The sequence below is a fragment of the Methylobacterium oryzae genome (genome assembly GCF_021398735.1).
In the GTDB taxonomy this organism is placed as follows: domain Bacteria; phylum Pseudomonadota; class Alphaproteobacteria; order Rhizobiales; family Beijerinckiaceae; genus Methylobacterium.
Genome location: NZ_CP090349.1, coordinates 2,716,269 through 2,730,605 on the forward strand (window position 1 = coordinate 2,716,269; position 14,337 = coordinate 2,730,605).

A 14,337-nucleotide genomic window follows, 5' to 3' on the forward strand; every position below is an offset into this window, starting at 1 on the left:
GCGACTGCGTCCCGTCCCGCCGCCGTTCCGGATGCCACCCTCAGGCGCGGGGCCGGTCGGCGAGGTCGTCGAGGTCGACGCGCCGGGTGATCCCCAACGCGTCCAGGAAGGCCGCGTCGTGGCTGACGACGAGGAGCGCGCCGTCATAGGCCGCCAACCCGGCCTCGAGAGCCTCGACCGCGTCCAGGTCGAGGTGGTTGGTCGGCTCGTCGAGGATCAGGAGGGGCGGGGGCGCGCGGTTGCCGAGCACGCAGGCGAGGGCGGTCCGGACCCGCTCGCCGCCGCTCAGCGCCGCGACGGGGCGGTCCGCGGCCGCCGCCCGGAACTGGAACCGCGCCAGCGCCGCCCGGCACCCGTTCGCGTCCTCCTCCGGGTTGAGACGCGCGAAGTTCTCCGCCACGGTCCGGTCGCGATCGAGGAGGTCGAGGCGCTGGTCGAGCAGCGCGGCGCGCACCCCGACCGAGACGCGGCCCGACCACGGGCTGAGGCGGCCGGCGACCAGCGCGAGCAGGGTCGACTTGCCCGAGCCGTTCCGCCCGCGGAGGGCGACGCGCTCCGGACCCGTGACCGCGAGGGACACGTCCCGCAGGACCGGCTGACCCGGCCGGTAGCCGACCGTCACGTCGGTGAGCGCGAGGACGCGCCGGTCGGCGTGGAGCCCGCTCGGCGGGAGCGCGATCGCGGCCGGCTTCACCGCCGCGATCCGGTCCCGGGCCTCCGCCAGATCGGCCTCGGCGCCGGCGCGCTGGCGCTCGGTGAGGCGCGCGCTCCCGCCCGCCGTCCGCTCCGCGTTGTCCCGGCGAGCCCCGGCCAGGATCCGGGGCAGGTCGCCCTTCGCGGAGCGGCGGTGCCCGGCCGCGTCGCGGCGCTGCTGGCGCTCGACGCGCTCCTGCGCCCGGCGGGCGAGGTCCGTCGTCCGCTTCTCGGCGACCGCGAGGTCGTGCTCGGCCGCGGCGAGACGCGTCGCCTTGGCCTGCCGGAAGGCGTCGAAATTGCCCCGGTAGCGGGTCGCCTCCGCCGGCGCGAGGTCCACGATCGCGTCCATCGCGTCGAGCAGGGCCCGGTCGTGGCTGACCACGATCGCGCCGGCGCGCCATCCCTGCAGAAGTTCCAGGACCGCCCGCCGCCCGTCGCGATCGAGGTCGTTGGTCGGCTCGTCGAGGAGCAGGAAATCCGGCGCGGCGAAGATCGCCGCCGCCAGCGCCGCGCGGGCGCGCTGCCCGCCGGAGAGGCGCCGGAGCGGCGTGTCGGGGTCCACCGCCACGCCCATCCGCGCCAGCGCTCCCGTCAGGCGCTCCGCGAGCGTCCAGTCGGCGACGGCGAGCTCGTCGGCCTCCGCCGCACCGGCCTCCGCGCGGCGGAGCAGCGCCAAGCCCGCCGTCGCGCCGAACAGGTCGGCGACGGTCTCGTCGGCGGTCGGGGCCGCGAACTGGCGCAGCAGGGCGACCGTGCCGTCGCGGTGGATGCTGCCGCCCGTCGGCGCGAGGCGGCCGGCCAGGAGGTTCAGGAGCGTGCTCTTGCCGGCCCCGTTGCGGCCGACGATGCCGGTCCGCTCCTGCCCGAAGCTGGCGGTGATGCCGGAGAGGACGGCGCGCCCGTCAGGCGCGGTCCACGCGAGGTTCAGGAGGGCGAGCTGTGCTGGCATGCGGAGAGACGGTCCTGGCGACAAGGCGGGGCGGCGTTGCAGTCAGGGTCAGTCTCATCGGCGTCTCGGCTCCGGCGGGGGGGCCTCCGTAGCGCCGGTCGCGGCCTCTCGCAACGCCGCGGCCGTCGCTTTTTGCGGCGGGATGTCACAAACCGGGATGCTGCATCGTCCTGTCGCCGACCGGGACGCCGGAGCGGCAGGGTGCCCCTCGGCCCGGTCCGCGCGGGAGACAGACGTCATGAAGATCGTGGTGATCGGCGGCAGCGGCTTGATCGGCCGGCATCTGACGGCCGAGCTGAAGCGCGCGGGCCATGAGGCCGTCCCCGCCTCCCCGAGCACGGGCGTCGACGCCGTGACCGGCGCCGGCTTGGCCCAGGTTCTCGTCGGCGCCGACACCGTGGTCGATGTGGCGAACGCGCCCTCCTTCGAGGAGGCGGCGGTGCGCGACTTCTTCGAGCGCTCGAGCCGCAACCTCCTCGCCGCCGGCCGGCAGGCGGGCGTCAAGCACCACGTCGCCCTCTCGATCGTCGGCGCGGACCGCGCGGACGGCAACGGCTACTTCCGGGCGAAGGTCGCGCAGGAGCGGCTGATCGCGGCGTCGGGCCTTCCCTACACCATCGTCCGCGCCACCCAGTTCTTCGAGTTCGTCGCGACGATCGCCGAAGCCTTCGCGGTCGGGGAGCGGATCCTCGTGCCGGACGCGGATTTCCAGCCCATCGCGGCGGCGGACGTGGCCGCGGCGCTCGCCGCGGTGGCGGTCGGCGCGCCGGTCGACGGGACGATCGACGTCGCGGGGCCGGAGCGGCTGCCGTTCCGGGCGTTCGTCGCCCGGCGCGCGGCGGCCGCCGGCGACGGCCGCGCGGTGACGGTCGACGCCGCGGCCCGCTACTTCGGTGCCGCGCTGGCGCGAGGCTCCCTGGTCCCCGACGACGCGGCCGCGGCCCGCCTCGGGGATACGCGCTTCGAGACCTGGCTCACGACGGCATGACGGGACCCGACCTTCCCCGCGGGCGGGCTCCGCCCCGACGCGATCAGGCCTCCGGTCCGGTCATGCCGCCGGGGCGCGGGGACGGGACCGCCGCCTTCGAGGCCCACCGTCCCCGGCTCCTGCGCATCGCCTACCGCATGCTCGGCTCGCGCAGCGAGGCCGAGGACGTCGTGCAGGACGCGTGGCTGCGCTGGGTCGCGGCGGACCGGAGCGGGGTCGCGGCGCCCGACCGGTTCCTCGCGCGCGTCGTGACGCGCCTCTGCCTCGACCAGATCAAGTCGGCGCGCGCGCGCAGGGAGAGCTATGTCGGCCCCTGGCTGCCGGAACCGCTGATCGAGCCGCTGGTCGAGCCGGGGGCGGACGGCGTGGACGAGGACGACCTCACGCTGACGCTGATGCTCGCGCTCGAGCGGCTGTCTCCCTTGGAACGCGCGGCCTTCCTGCTCCACGACGTGTTCGGCCTGCCGCTCGGCGACGTCGCGGAGACGCTCGGGCGAACGGCGCCGGCCGTGCGCCAGCTCGCGGCGCGCGCGCGCCGGAACGTCCGGGCCGCGCGCCCGCGCTTTCCCGTGACCCGCGACGAGGGCGAGCGCGTCGCCCGGGCGTTCTTCGAGGCCTCCGCGAGCGGCGATGTCGCGGGGCTGCGGACGCTGCTCGCCGACCGCGTGACGCTCTCTTCGGACGGGGGCGGCAGGGTGCTCGCCTTCGTCAACCCGATCCGGGGGCTCGAGCGCCTGCTCCGGCTCTACGCGGGCGCGCGGCGCAAGTGGGGCGACGGCCGGGCGGCGCTGGTCGGGTTCGTGTGGATCGACGGGCTTCCGGGCTATGTCACCCGCGAGCGCGGCGGCCTCCTGCAGACGACGGCCCTCGCGATCGAGAACGGCCGGGTCGACGCCATCTACATCACGCGCAATCCCGACAAGCTCCACCACGTCGCGCGCGCCGTCGCGGCCGGCCCGGGACCCGGCGACGCGGCCGGGCCTGCGGCGCGCCGGTCTTGACGATCCGCCCCGCGGCGCGGCTTGCATGGCGCGCGGCGGGCCCTCGCGGCGCCGCTGGTGAAACGACCCACGCGGACTGATCAACCATGCCGGCGCGCCCGCTCGTCCTGTTTCCCGATCCCCGCCTGACGCGCCCGGCCGAACCGGTCGACGCGTTCGACGCGGCCCTGCGGGCCCTCGCCGACGACGTCCGGGACACGCTCATGGCCGAGAGCGCCATCGGCCTGACGGCCCCGCATATCGGCGTGGCCGCGCGCCTCGTGGTGGTGCGGATGTCGCCGGACGAGAGCGCCCGCGTCTACGTGAACCCCGTCGTGTCCTGGGCGTCCCCCGACACGGAGGCCCACGATGAGGGCAGCGTCAGCATGCCGGGGGTGCGCGAGCGGATCACCCGGGCCGCCCGCATCCGCCTGAGCTACCGCGACCTCGACGGGTCCGCCCACGAGGAGGAGACCGAGGGCTTCCCGGCCGCGGTCCTCCAGCACGAGATCGACCAGCTCGACGGCGTGTTCTGGATCGCCCGCCTGTCGCGCCTGAAGCGCGAGCGACTGCTGAAGCGGTTCGGGAAGGGCCGGCCCGCCTGATCCGGTCGGGGCTCGCGGCGGGCGTCGGCACCCCGCCGCGGCGCGCTGGCAGAGCCGGCGCCGGGCGGGCTACCATGGGCGCGACCTCGCCGACCCTCCGGACTCGTCCCCTCTGAACGGACCCTGCGCATGCATCCTGCCGTGGCCGCCGCCAACGCCTTCAGGGCGGTTCATGACGCCGGTCAGGTCCCGGACTACGAGCGCATCCTGCGGCAGGGCTACAGCCGCTTCCTCGCTCCGGGGGATGTCGTCGTCGACGTCGGCGCCCATACCGGGCTCCACCTCGTCGCGTTCGTCGACATCGTCGGCCCGACCGGCAAGGTCCACGCCTTCGAGCCGATCCCGTTCCTGATGAAGGATCTGGTGGGGCGTTTCGGCCGACGACCCGAGGTCGAGCTGCACGACGTCGCCCTCTCCGACGCGGCGGGGCGCACCGATTTCACGGTCGCGAGCGTGCCCGGCGAGAGCGGGCTCCTCGCCCGCTACTTCAGCAGTCCCGCCATCACGTCCAAGACCATCAAGGTCAGGACGGAGAGGCTCGATACCGCCCTCAGTCACGTCCCCGCGGTGGCCTACATCAAGATGGACATCGAGGGCGGGGAGTTGAACGCCCTGAGCGGCGCGGCCCAGCTCCTCCGGCGATGCCGCCCGATCGTCAGCGTGGAGTACGGCTGGGCCGGCTACTCCGCCTACGGGCACGCGCAGGATTCACTCTACCGGTTCGCCGAGAGCCACGGCTACATCTGCGCGGACATCACCGGAAACCTGATCGACGATGCGAGCACGTGGCTCGAGGTCAGCGACTACGTGACGTGGGATTTCTTCCTCGTCCCGCAGGAGCGTCGAGCCGACTGGGCCGCCCTGTTCGCGCGCCGCCCGGAGCCCGGACCCGCGTGATCCGGACCCGCGTGATATGGACCCGGGCGGAACGGCGCGGCCGGACCGTCCGCGCGGCGGAACAACGGCTCCGCATGGTGCGTTGCACGCTCCCACCTCTAGGCCGTCCGGCGCGGCCAGCCACCCACCGTGCCCAGTCCCGAAGGTCCACCAGGATCGCGCGCAGGGTATCTCAGATCAACCCGCGTGAAGGGTCGTGACCGTGCCGAACTCGCGGCAGCCGTTTCAATCCTCGTCCGCCGCCAGCGCGCCGCTGGCGAGCCTGCGGCGTGGGTCGGGCCAGCTCTTCGAGAGCGAGCGTCGCCTCAACGCGGTCCTCGACAACGCCTCGGTGTCCATCTTCCTGATGGATGACCGCCAGCACTGCATCTACATGAACCGCGCCGCCGAGCAGTTGACCGGCTGGACGCTGCGGGAAGTCCTCGCCCGCGATTGCCCGCTGCACGACATCGTCCACCACACCTACCCGGACGGAAGGCCCTTCCCGCTGGAGGAGTGCGCGATCGACCGCGCCTTCCCGGAGAACAATCAGGAGCGCGGCGAGGAGGTGTTCGTGCACAGGGACGGGCACTTCTTCCCCGTGGCGTTCACTGCCAGCCCGATCCGCGACGACGCGACCAACATCATCGGGACGATCATCGAGGTCCGCGACATCAGCGAGGAGAAGGCGGCCGCCGAGCGCCAACGCCTGCTGATCAACGAGCTCAATCACCGGGTGAAGAACACTCTCGCCACGGTGCAGTCGATCGCCGCGCAGACCTTCCGCGGGCAGACGGACCAGACGACGCGCGCCGTCTTCGACGCCCGGATGGCGGCCCTGTCCAACGCCCACAACGTGCTGGTCGAGGACAATTGGGAGAGCGCCAGCCTGCGCGGCGTGGTCGAGCGGGCGCTCGCCCCCCACCTTTTGGCAGAGGTCGATGCCGGCCGCTTCCGGTTACAAGGGCCGGACGCGCGACTGCACCCTAAGGTGGCAGTGACGCTGGCAATGGCCCTCCACGAGTTGATGACCAACGCGGCGAAGTACGGCGCCCTGTCGACGCCCGAGGGCGGGGTCGCGGTGACCTGGTCCCTTCACGATCGCGATGACGGCCGTCAGCAGCTCGACCTGCTCTGGGAGGAGCGGGGTGGACCGCCAGTCACGCCCCCGACCCGGAAGGGGTTCGGCTCACGGCTCATCGAGCGGCAATTGCCGCTGGAGTTCGACGGCAGCGCGGCGATCACCTTCGCGCCGGCGGGCGCGACCTGCCAGATGCGGATCCCGCTGACCCAGCTCGGCTGGATCGGCCAGGAGGCGGTCGAAGGGCCGCGCGCGCCATGACGCCGCTCGCCGGACGCCGGGTCCTGCTGGTCGAGGACGAGAGCCTCGTCGCCATGCTCGCCGAGGACATGCTGCTCGACCTGGGCTGCGAGGTCGTGGTGGCGATGCGCCTCGAGCAGGCCCTGGCCCATGCCCGGACCGAGGCGTTCGATCTGGCGGTGCTCGACGTGAATCTCGGCGAGGCGCGCAGCTACCCGGTCGCCGACCTGCTGCTGGCGCGCGATACGCCGTTCCTGTTCGCCACCGGGTACGGGCAGCACGGCCTGGACGCCGCCTATCAGGCGGTTCCGGTGCTCCAGAAGCCCTACCAGGCGGCGCCGCTCGAGCATGTTCTGCTGCGCCTGTTGAGCCGTGAGGGGCCGAACCGCACGGGCCCGACCGGCCTGCCACCCGCCTGCCGCTGTCGGGCGTCCGAGCCCGCCCACGGGCAGTTCCGCGCCGATCCGATCCGCTGAGGCGCCCGGGCCGGCGCGGGACCGGAGCGACCGAGTACGGCGCCGACCGGCGCGGAAGGGCACCACCGTGATCGATCTCAACACGGCGACGGCCGAGGAACTGGACAGCGTTCCGGCACTCAAGGGCCACGGCTTCGAGATCGTGCGCTACCGGGAGGAGCGCGGCCGGTTCACCAGCCTGCGGCAGCTCGACGAGGTGCCGGGCCTCAGCGGCAAGACCGACGGTGTCGCCGATCAGGTCACGATCGCGGACAGTCCTTAGCGCCGGTCCCGACCGGTCCGGCGCGGATCTCGGTCAGGCCCGAGATCCGTCGGGAGAGGTCTGCTCTCGCGGAGCGCCCGGTCGGGGATCAGGTCCGTCCGGACGAGGCACATCCGGACCCAGCGGCTCCACGGCGCGCTCCACCTCGAAGCGTCCTGCCGCTCCCCAACGCCCTCCCGCACGGGGGAGGGGGCACGGCGCGGCTGACATGCTTTCGCCGCCTGTCCGTGTGATGGGCTGCGCGAGCGGCGTGAAAGCCGCGCGGGTCGACGACGCCCGCGCAAGCCCGAGCTTCGAGAAGCAACGATGGACATGCAGGTCGAGAAAGCCCAGGGCCGGCCTCTGAAAGGCATCGACCGGAACAAGGTGATCGCGCAGTCGCTGCGGCAGTTCGCGCGCCTCCCGGGCCTGCCCGACACCAAGAAGGGCGTGCGCTCGTACCAGAGCCACGTCAAAAGCGACCCCTGGCTGCCGCTCCTGTTCGTCGTCTGCTTCGTCCTGCCGACCCTGGCCGCCGGGATCTACTACGGGCTGATCGCCTCCGACCGCTACGTCACCGAGGCGCGGTTCGCGATCCGGCCGACCATCGGCACCGCCGACAAGGCGACGCCCGACACGGTCGGCACGAATGCCGGTGTGATCAAGGCGACCGTCGCCCAGGAAACGCTCATCGCGCAGGAGTACATCCACAGCCGGCCCATGGTCGAAGCGGTCGCGGCGGAACTCCCGATCCGCGCGTGGTTCGGTCGGGACGACATCGACATGTTCTCCCGCTTCAACCCGGAGAAGCCGGTCGAGAAGTTCCTGCGGTACTGGCGCCGCCGGGTCGACGTCGACGTCGAATCGGCGTCCGGCATCATGTCGCTGACCGTCGAGGCCTTCGATCCCGACGAGTCGCTCGCCATCACCAAGGCGGTCATGACGGATACGGAGCGGATGCTGAACGACCTCAGCCTGCCGTCCCGGAAGGACGCCCTCGACGTGAGCACGCGCGTCCTGAAGCTCGCGGAGGAGCGCGAGGCCAAGGCCAACGCCGCCCTGAACGAGCTGCGCAACCGCGAGGGCGTGCTCGACGTCATCAAGTCGAACACCGCCACCATCAAGTCGGTCTCGGAACTGCGGGAGACGCGCACCAAGCTCGCCGTCCAGCTGGCGGTGCTCCAGCGGGACCTCGGCCCGCAATCCCGCAGCATCGTCGACCTGAAGCAGCAGATCGGCGATCTCGACGCGAACATCGCGCGGGTCCAGCAGCAGCTGGCCGGCACCGCGCCGACCGAGAAGCGGCGCCTCTCGGACGCGCTCACGCGGTTCGAGGATCTCGAGCACGAGCGCGAGAATGCCGAGAAGTATCACCGCGACGTGCAGCTGGCCTATGACCGGGCCCGCATCGTGGCCCAGCAGCAGGTCGTGGCCCTGGTGCCGATCGTCGAGCCCATCAAGGCCGGATCCTCGACCGAGCCGCGCCGCATCCTGATGACGAGCATCATCACCGCCGGCGCCGCCGTGCTGTTCGCGGCCGCGATGTTCACCCGCCGCATGCTCATCACCTGATCCCGAGCCGGGTCGGCGCGCGGACGCGGTCGGGACGGTCCGCGGCCCGCCGGCAGCGCCGACGAAAAAGCCCGCCGCGGCGAACCGGGCGGGCTGAGGGAGTGCTTGGGAGGAAGCGCAACCGTACGGCGGGCCCTGCTGGCATGCCAGATGCCGAATCGCAGGGCAGGTCTGCGAAATCGGGCGGTCTCCCGATGGAATACTTTTCCTGAACGCCTTAATAGGCCGGGCCGACGGACTCCGGGGCCGCCCGCGAAGATCCTAGGCGGCCGCCGCCCGGGACCGCGTCCGCTCCTCGAGGCCGCGGATCGTCGCGGCGAGCAGGCTGTCCAGGGCGTCGCACGCGTCCGCCCGCTCGGCGCAGGCCGCGTTCCGCGCGTCCTCCTCGATGACGCGCAGCCGCGCCACGAGGCCGCGCGCGCCGACATTCGCGCTCATCGACTTGAGGCTGTGCGCGGCCCGGGCGATCGCCGGCTGGTCAGAGGCGGCGAGGGCGGCTCTCAGACCGGCGAGCGCCACCGGACCCTGCGCCCGATACAGGTCGAGGACGCGGTCGAGGAAGGCGCCATCTCCGAGGCCGAGCAGCCCGTCGATCACCTCGGCGTCGATGAGGTCGTCGGCGGCGTTCGCGACGGCCGGCGCGGCGAGCGGAGCGACCGGGGCCGGCGTCACGGTATGCGCCGCGGCGGCAGCCGGCGCGACGCGGAGCGCCGGGACCTGCGCCTGCAGCAGGTCGGCGAGCTGCCGCAGCGTGAAGGGCTTCAGGAGCGTCCCGTCCATGCCGGCCGCCGCCGCGGCGTCGGCGGCCTCGCCGAGGACGTGCGCCGTGAGGGCGACGATCGGGACGCGCCCGCCGGTGGCCGCCTCGCGCTGCCGGATCCGCCGCGCGGCCGCGAAGCCGTCCAGGACCGGCATGCTGCCATCCATCAGGATCAGGTCGAAGCGTTGCGTCTCGGCGGTCGCCACTGCCGCGGCCCCGTCCTCGACGGTCACCACATCGGTCACGCCGCAGCGGGCCAGCGCCTCGAGGGCCACCTCGCGGTTGACCGCGCTGTCGTCGGCGACGAGCACCCGCGCGGCCGGGAATCGCGGGAGTGCCTCGTCCGTGCCGGCGGGCGAGGGCGGGGAGGCGGCCGCGGCGAGGGTGTCGCCCGCGGCCAGCGCCGCCAGGACGGGCTGCCACTCCGCCTGGGTCACCGGCCAGCGCAGCACCGCGTCGGCGAGACCGGCGCGGAGCGCCGCGTCGGCCGCGCCGTCGCCCGGTCCCGCGACCGCGAGCACCCGCACGGCCCGGTCCGGCCGGCGGCCCGCCGCCACGAGGGCGGCCGCGTCGCCGATCCAGTGGTCGGCGGCGCTCCCCGGCGCGACCGGCGCGAAGCCGGCCGCGCGCAGGCCGGCCGCGAGGGCGGCGCGGGTGGCGGGACCGGCCGTGTCGAGCGCGATCGCGGCCGGCACCGCGTCGCGGCGCCGGACCGGGCGGGCCGGCTCGGCGACCGTGACGGGGATGCGCGCCGAGAAGGTCGAGCCGGCGCCGACGCGGCTCGTCACCGCCACGGTGCCGCCCATCGCGGCGACGATCTGCTGGGCGATCGAGAGCCCGAGGCCGGTGCCGCCGAACCGGCGGGTCGTCGACTGGTCGGCCTGCGAGAAGGCCGAGAAGATCGTCGCCAGCTTGTCCTGCGGGATGCCGATCCCGGTGTCGGAGACGGCGATCACGAGGCACCCGTCGGCGGCATCGACCGTCATCCGGACGGCGACGTGGCCAGCCTGGGTGAACTTCAGCGCGTTCGACACGAAGTTGCTCAGCACCTGTCCGAGGCGGACCGGGTCGCCGAGGATCGCCCGCGGCACCTCCGGCCCGACCTCGGCCGCGAGGTCGAGCCCGGCCGTCCGGGCCCGCTCGGCGAAGAGCGTCACCGCGGTGTCGGCGAGTTCGGCGGGGCTCACGGGCACGCGCTCGAGCTCGAGCTTGCCCGCCTCGACCTTCGCGAAGTCGAGGATGTCGTTGATGATCGCTAGGAGCGACCGGCCGGACCGGGCGATGACCTCGGCGTAGCGGCGCTGGCGCGCCGGCAGGTCGGACCCCGCCAGCAGCTCGGCCATGACCAGGACGCCGTTCATCGGGGTCCGGATCTCGTGGCTCATCGTGGCCAGGAAGGCCGACTTGGCGGCGTTGGCGGCGTCGGCGGCCTGCTTGGCCTCGCTCAGGTCGGCCGTCCGGGCGCTGACCTCCGCCTCGAGGTGGGCGCTGTGAGCGGCGAGGCGGTGATCGCGCTCGTTCACCGCTGAGAGCAGGTCGTTGAAGGTCCGCGCCAGCGCGCCGACCTCGTCGTCGCCGCCCACGGGCGCGCGCTGCGCGTAGTCGTGGCGCAGGCGGACCGCCTCCATGGTGCGGGCGAGGGCGGCGAGCGGGCGCGTGACGCTGCGCTGCAGGTAGAGCGACACGCCGACGCCGATCGCGACGGCGAGCAGCGCCGCCAGCGCGGCGTTCTGCGCGGCGGCCCAGAGATGGCCGAGGATGTCGTCGGTCTCGCCGATCAGCACGACCCGGCCGACCGGGACCCCGTTCTCCACGATCGGCGCGGTCGCCTGGAGGCTGCGGGTGGCGAGCAGGTGCAGGAGCGACAGGTCCGCGCCGTCCTGGGCGGCGTCCCGGGTCAGGCGCAGGCCGATCCCCTGCTCGGCGAGCACGGACCCGTCCGGACGCTCGATCGCCCCGTAGACGATGGACGGCACCTTGCCGATCGCCCGCAGCGACGCGTCCGCCCCGTCGGCGTCGCCCGCCGCGGTGGCCCGGGCGCCGCCATGCGCGAAGACCTGCGCGACGGCTTCCAGCGCCGCCTGCTTGTCGGCGGCGTAGCGGGCGACCTCGCGCCAGACCGACAGGGCCGCCGCCAGGACGAGCGCCGCCGTGACGGCGCCGGTCACCGCCAGAGCCAGCCGGCCCGCCAGGGAGCGCCTCGGCCTCAGCCACGCGAGATGCACGCTCGGCTCCTTCAGGTGGCCCGGTCGGGCCCGATCGCGGGGAGGGACGGGGAGGGGCGGTAGGGCGACGGTACCGGGGAGCGGATCAGGCGGCGGCGCGCAGGCAGGTCCGCGCCACCGCGTCCCAGCCCGCGAGGAACGCCTCGACGCAGCGCGGGTCGAAGTGGCGGCCGGCTTGGTCCGCCACGAAGGCCCGCGCCCGCTCGAGCGGCCAGGCCGCCTTGTAGGGCCGCTCGGTCACCAGGGCGTCGAACACGTCCGCCACAGCCACGATGCGGCCCGAGAGCGGGATCCCCTCGCCGCGCAGGCCCTTCGGGTAGCCGGTGCCGTCCCAGCGCTCGTGGTGGCTCTCGGCGATCTCGGCGGCGAGCCGCACGACGTCGGAGGTGCTGCCCTCCAGGATCCGCCGGCCGCGCTCGGCGTGCTTCTCCATCTCGGCGCGCTCCTCGGCGGAGAGCGGTCCGGGCTTGAGCAGGATCGCGTCGGGCACGCCGATCTTGCCGACGTCGTGCATCGTGGAGGCGAGCTTCAGGATCCGGATCTCCTCCGGGCCGAAGCCGAGGTTCCGGGCGATGACGCCCACGTAGCCCGCCACCCGGGCGATGTGGTCGCCGGTATCGGTGTCGCGGTGCTCGGCGGCCCGCATCAGCAGGGCGATGATCTCGCGCTCCCGCGCCTCGATGACGGCGACCGCCGCCGCGACCTCGCGGGCGAGCCACGCGGCCCGGTCCTGCTCCTGCCGGTGGGCCGCGCTGATCTTCATCAGGTTGGTGATGCGGGCCTGGATCTCCACGGGATCGCAGGGCTTGCCGAGGAAGTCGGTCGCGCCCGCGCGCAGGGCCTCGTGGCGCAGGCTGCGCTGGTCGAGGCTCGTCACCATCACGATCGGCACGTGCGCGAAGCCCGGGACCGCCCGCGCCGCCGCGATCACCTCGAGGCCCGTCAGGCCGGGCATGTCGTAGTCGGTGACGACGACCCCGATCCGGTCGACATGCGCCCGCAGGAAGTCGAGCGCCGTCACGGGACACGTGAAGGCGACCGGCTCGCAGTCGGCCACGGGCTTGAGCGCCTGCATGATCAGCAGGTTGTTCATCTCGGAATCGTCGAGGATCAGCGCGAGCACCGTGTCACTCCCAGGCGACGAGTAGTCGACGCAGGATCCGCATCGCGTCCTCTCTACTGGGACAGCAGCAGCTTGCCCGAGAGGGGTCCGACCCCCTTCGGCACCGGCACGCTGGTCCCGTCGTAATTCGCGTTCAGATAAAGGTTCGGGCCCTGGTACAGGTTGACCTGCTGGGCCACGATCACCGTGTAGGCCGACTGGTCGGCGACGGGCTTGTCGGCGTCGATCACCACGCGGCCGGCCGGCAGGTAGAGCGTCCCCAGCATGGTTCGCGCGTTGTCGCTGATGATGCGGTAGGTCCGCATGGGCTTGGTCGCGGCCAGCGGCGGCGGGGTCGGCGGCGGTGGCGGCGGCGCAGGCAGCAGCGGCGTGACGGTCTGGTCCACCAGGCCGGCGAGGATCGCCGCGGGGTCGACGGGATCGCTGACCGAGCGCTCTTCCATCATCAGCAGGCCGGCCATGGGGCCGGTGGTCGGCGCCGACAGGCTGACCGTGGTCTTCTTGTCGAAGAGCAGACCGCCCTTGTTGCCGGTGAAGTAGAAGGCGACGTCGGTTCCCGTCATGACGGCATTCTTGTCGACGATGAGCGGGCCGTCTTTCATCACGTAAATGCCGGCGCGCAGCGTCACGGAGGCGTTCTTGGTGATGTACAGGCCGCCGCAATAGGTGCCCGGATCGAGGGTGGCGCTCTGGTCGACGAGGTTGCCGGAGGTGTCGCGCTTGCTGTTCGCCGAGGACGGGATCGCCGTGCACGCGCCGACCGGCGGCGCCGCCCGGTCCCTCAGGGGGTCCTGGATCGGCGGGCAGCCCGTCTGCGGCGGCGGCGCGAAATTCGCGCGGGCGCCGTCGAAGCCGCCCGCCGTGCAGATTGTCTGCGCCCGGGCATAGGCGCTGTCCTTGCCGACCATGCCGCGCGGGCTCTGCGAGTTGCTGTAGAGCGAGCAATCCTGGGCGGTCACCTCGGCGCTCTTCTCCAGCTCGAACGCGCCGGCGGCGAGCGGGTCCAGCGTCAGCAGGCACAGGCGCATCTTGCCGACGACGCGGACCGTCGAGCGGACCGAGACCTTGACGGTGGGCACTCCGACGAAGCCGCCGAAGGCGAGCTTGACGGTCTCGTCGACCGTCGTGGCGACGCTGGTCTTGTCGTCCGCCACGTCGACGCGGAGAGCGTAGGGGCTCTCGGGCCGCGGCGCCGCCTGGGCGTGGACCGTGTCGACCACGATGCTCTTGGCCGCCGCCGAGGTCGAGACGGCGAGCTTGAGGTAGTTGCCGGCCGCGAGGACTCCGGCATCGGCCGCGTTCTGGAGCTGGCTGCGCCGCGAGGCGAGGCGGGCGTAATCGATGCCGCCCCCGGTCAGGCCGAGCAGCACCACGGCGCTCAGGCCGAAAGTCAGGGCGACCGAGCCGGACCGGTCGGTCAGGGCCCGCGGGCCGGCGCGGAGCACTCTCCAGAACAGGGAAATGGACGCGTCTCCCAGGGCGGGACCGGATCGGCGGCTGCGGCGGCACCGGCCACCGAACCGTT

At 73.4% G+C, this 14,337-nt stretch carries 12 protein-coding genes; 8 read left to right on the forward strand and 4 right to left on the reverse strand.

All coding sequences use genetic code 11. From position 1 onward, the window contains the following. Positions 1 to 40: 40 nt before the first annotated feature. Positions 41 to 1,645, reverse strand: a complete 1,605-nt coding sequence (locus LXM90_RS13055; RefSeq protein WP_103985085.1) for an ATP-binding cassette domain-containing protein — start codon at positions 1,643 to 1,645, stop codon at positions 41 to 43. A gap of 238 nt (positions 1,646 to 1,883) precedes the next feature. Between LXM90_RS13055 and LXM90_RS13060 the strand changes: the two genes are divergently transcribed. The 8 genes from LXM90_RS13060 (at position 1,884) to LXM90_RS13095 (ending at position 8,704) form a co-directional block, all read left to right on the forward strand. Continuing rightward, positions 1,884 to 2,633 carry an SDR family oxidoreductase gene (locus LXM90_RS13060; RefSeq protein ID WP_020092200.1) on the forward strand — a complete coding sequence of 250 codons (750 nt, stop codon included), beginning with the start codon at positions 1,884 to 1,886 and terminating at the stop codon, positions 2,631 to 2,633. Between the two features lie 62 nt (positions 2,634 to 2,695). Then, positions 2,696 to 3,634 carry a sigma-70 family RNA polymerase sigma factor gene (locus LXM90_RS13065; RefSeq protein ID WP_020092201.1) on the forward strand — a complete coding sequence of 313 codons (939 nt, stop codon included), beginning with the start codon at positions 2,696 to 2,698 and terminating at the stop codon, positions 3,632 to 3,634. 86 nt (positions 3,635 to 3,720) lie between these two features. After that, a complete protein-coding gene (locus tag LXM90_RS13070; protein ID WP_020092202.1) occupies positions 3,721 to 4,218 on the forward strand; it encodes a peptide deformylase in 498 nt (165 codons plus the stop codon). A 129-nt stretch (positions 4,219 to 4,347) separates the two neighbouring features. Continuing rightward, positions 4,348 to 5,115: an FkbM family methyltransferase gene (locus LXM90_RS13075; RefSeq protein ID WP_234082870.1), complete on the forward strand. Its 768-nt coding sequence runs from the start codon at positions 4,348 to 4,350 to the stop codon at positions 5,113 to 5,115. 202 nt (positions 5,116 to 5,317) lie between these two features. Beyond that, entirely contained in the window at positions 5,318 to 6,436 is a 1,119-nt protein-coding gene (locus tag LXM90_RS13080; protein ID WP_042675188.1) for a sensor histidine kinase, read from the forward strand. Then, positions 6,433 to 6,891, forward strand: a complete 459-nt coding sequence (locus LXM90_RS13085; protein WP_020092205.1) for a response regulator — start codon at positions 6,433 to 6,435, stop codon at positions 6,889 to 6,891. Before LXM90_RS13080 ends, LXM90_RS13085 begins: the two co-directional genes overlap by 4 nt. A gap of 67 nt (positions 6,892 to 6,958) precedes the next feature. Continuing rightward, positions 6,959 to 7,153 carry a helix-hairpin-helix domain-containing protein gene (locus tag LXM90_RS13090; protein ID WP_020092206.1) on the forward strand — a complete coding sequence of 65 codons (195 nt, stop codon included), beginning with the start codon at positions 6,959 to 6,961 and terminating at the stop codon, positions 7,151 to 7,153. Between the two features lie 306 nt (positions 7,154 to 7,459). Then, positions 7,460 to 8,704, forward strand: coding sequence for a capsule polysaccharide transporter (locus LXM90_RS13095; protein WP_020092207.1), 1,245 nt, complete (start codon positions 7,460 to 7,462; stop codon positions 8,702 to 8,704). A 261-nt stretch (positions 8,705 to 8,965) separates the two neighbouring features. On the opposite strand, the gene LXM90_RS13100 is transcribed toward LXM90_RS13095, so the two are convergent. The 3 genes from LXM90_RS13100 to LXM90_RS13110 all read right to left on the reverse strand — a co-directional run bounded on the left by LXM90_RS13100 (position 8,966) and on the right by LXM90_RS13110 (position 14,257). Further along, positions 8,966 to 11,689 carry a hybrid sensor histidine kinase/response regulator gene (locus tag LXM90_RS13100; protein ID WP_020092208.1) on the reverse strand — a complete coding sequence of 908 codons (2,724 nt, stop codon included), beginning with the start codon at positions 11,687 to 11,689 and terminating at the stop codon, positions 8,966 to 8,968. Positions 11,690 to 11,774: 85 nt separating this feature from the next. Beyond that, positions 11,775 to 12,812 carry an HD-GYP domain-containing protein gene (locus tag LXM90_RS13105; RefSeq protein WP_020092209.1) on the reverse strand — a complete coding sequence of 346 codons (1,038 nt, stop codon included), beginning with the start codon at positions 12,810 to 12,812 and terminating at the stop codon, positions 11,775 to 11,777. A 53-nt stretch (positions 12,813 to 12,865) separates the two neighbouring features. Beyond that, positions 12,866 to 14,257: a TadE/TadG family type IV pilus assembly protein gene (locus tag LXM90_RS13110; protein ID WP_020092210.1), complete on the reverse strand. Its 1,392-nt coding sequence runs from the start codon at positions 14,255 to 14,257 to the stop codon at positions 12,866 to 12,868. Between the last annotated feature and the right edge of the window lie 80 nt (positions 14,258 to 14,337).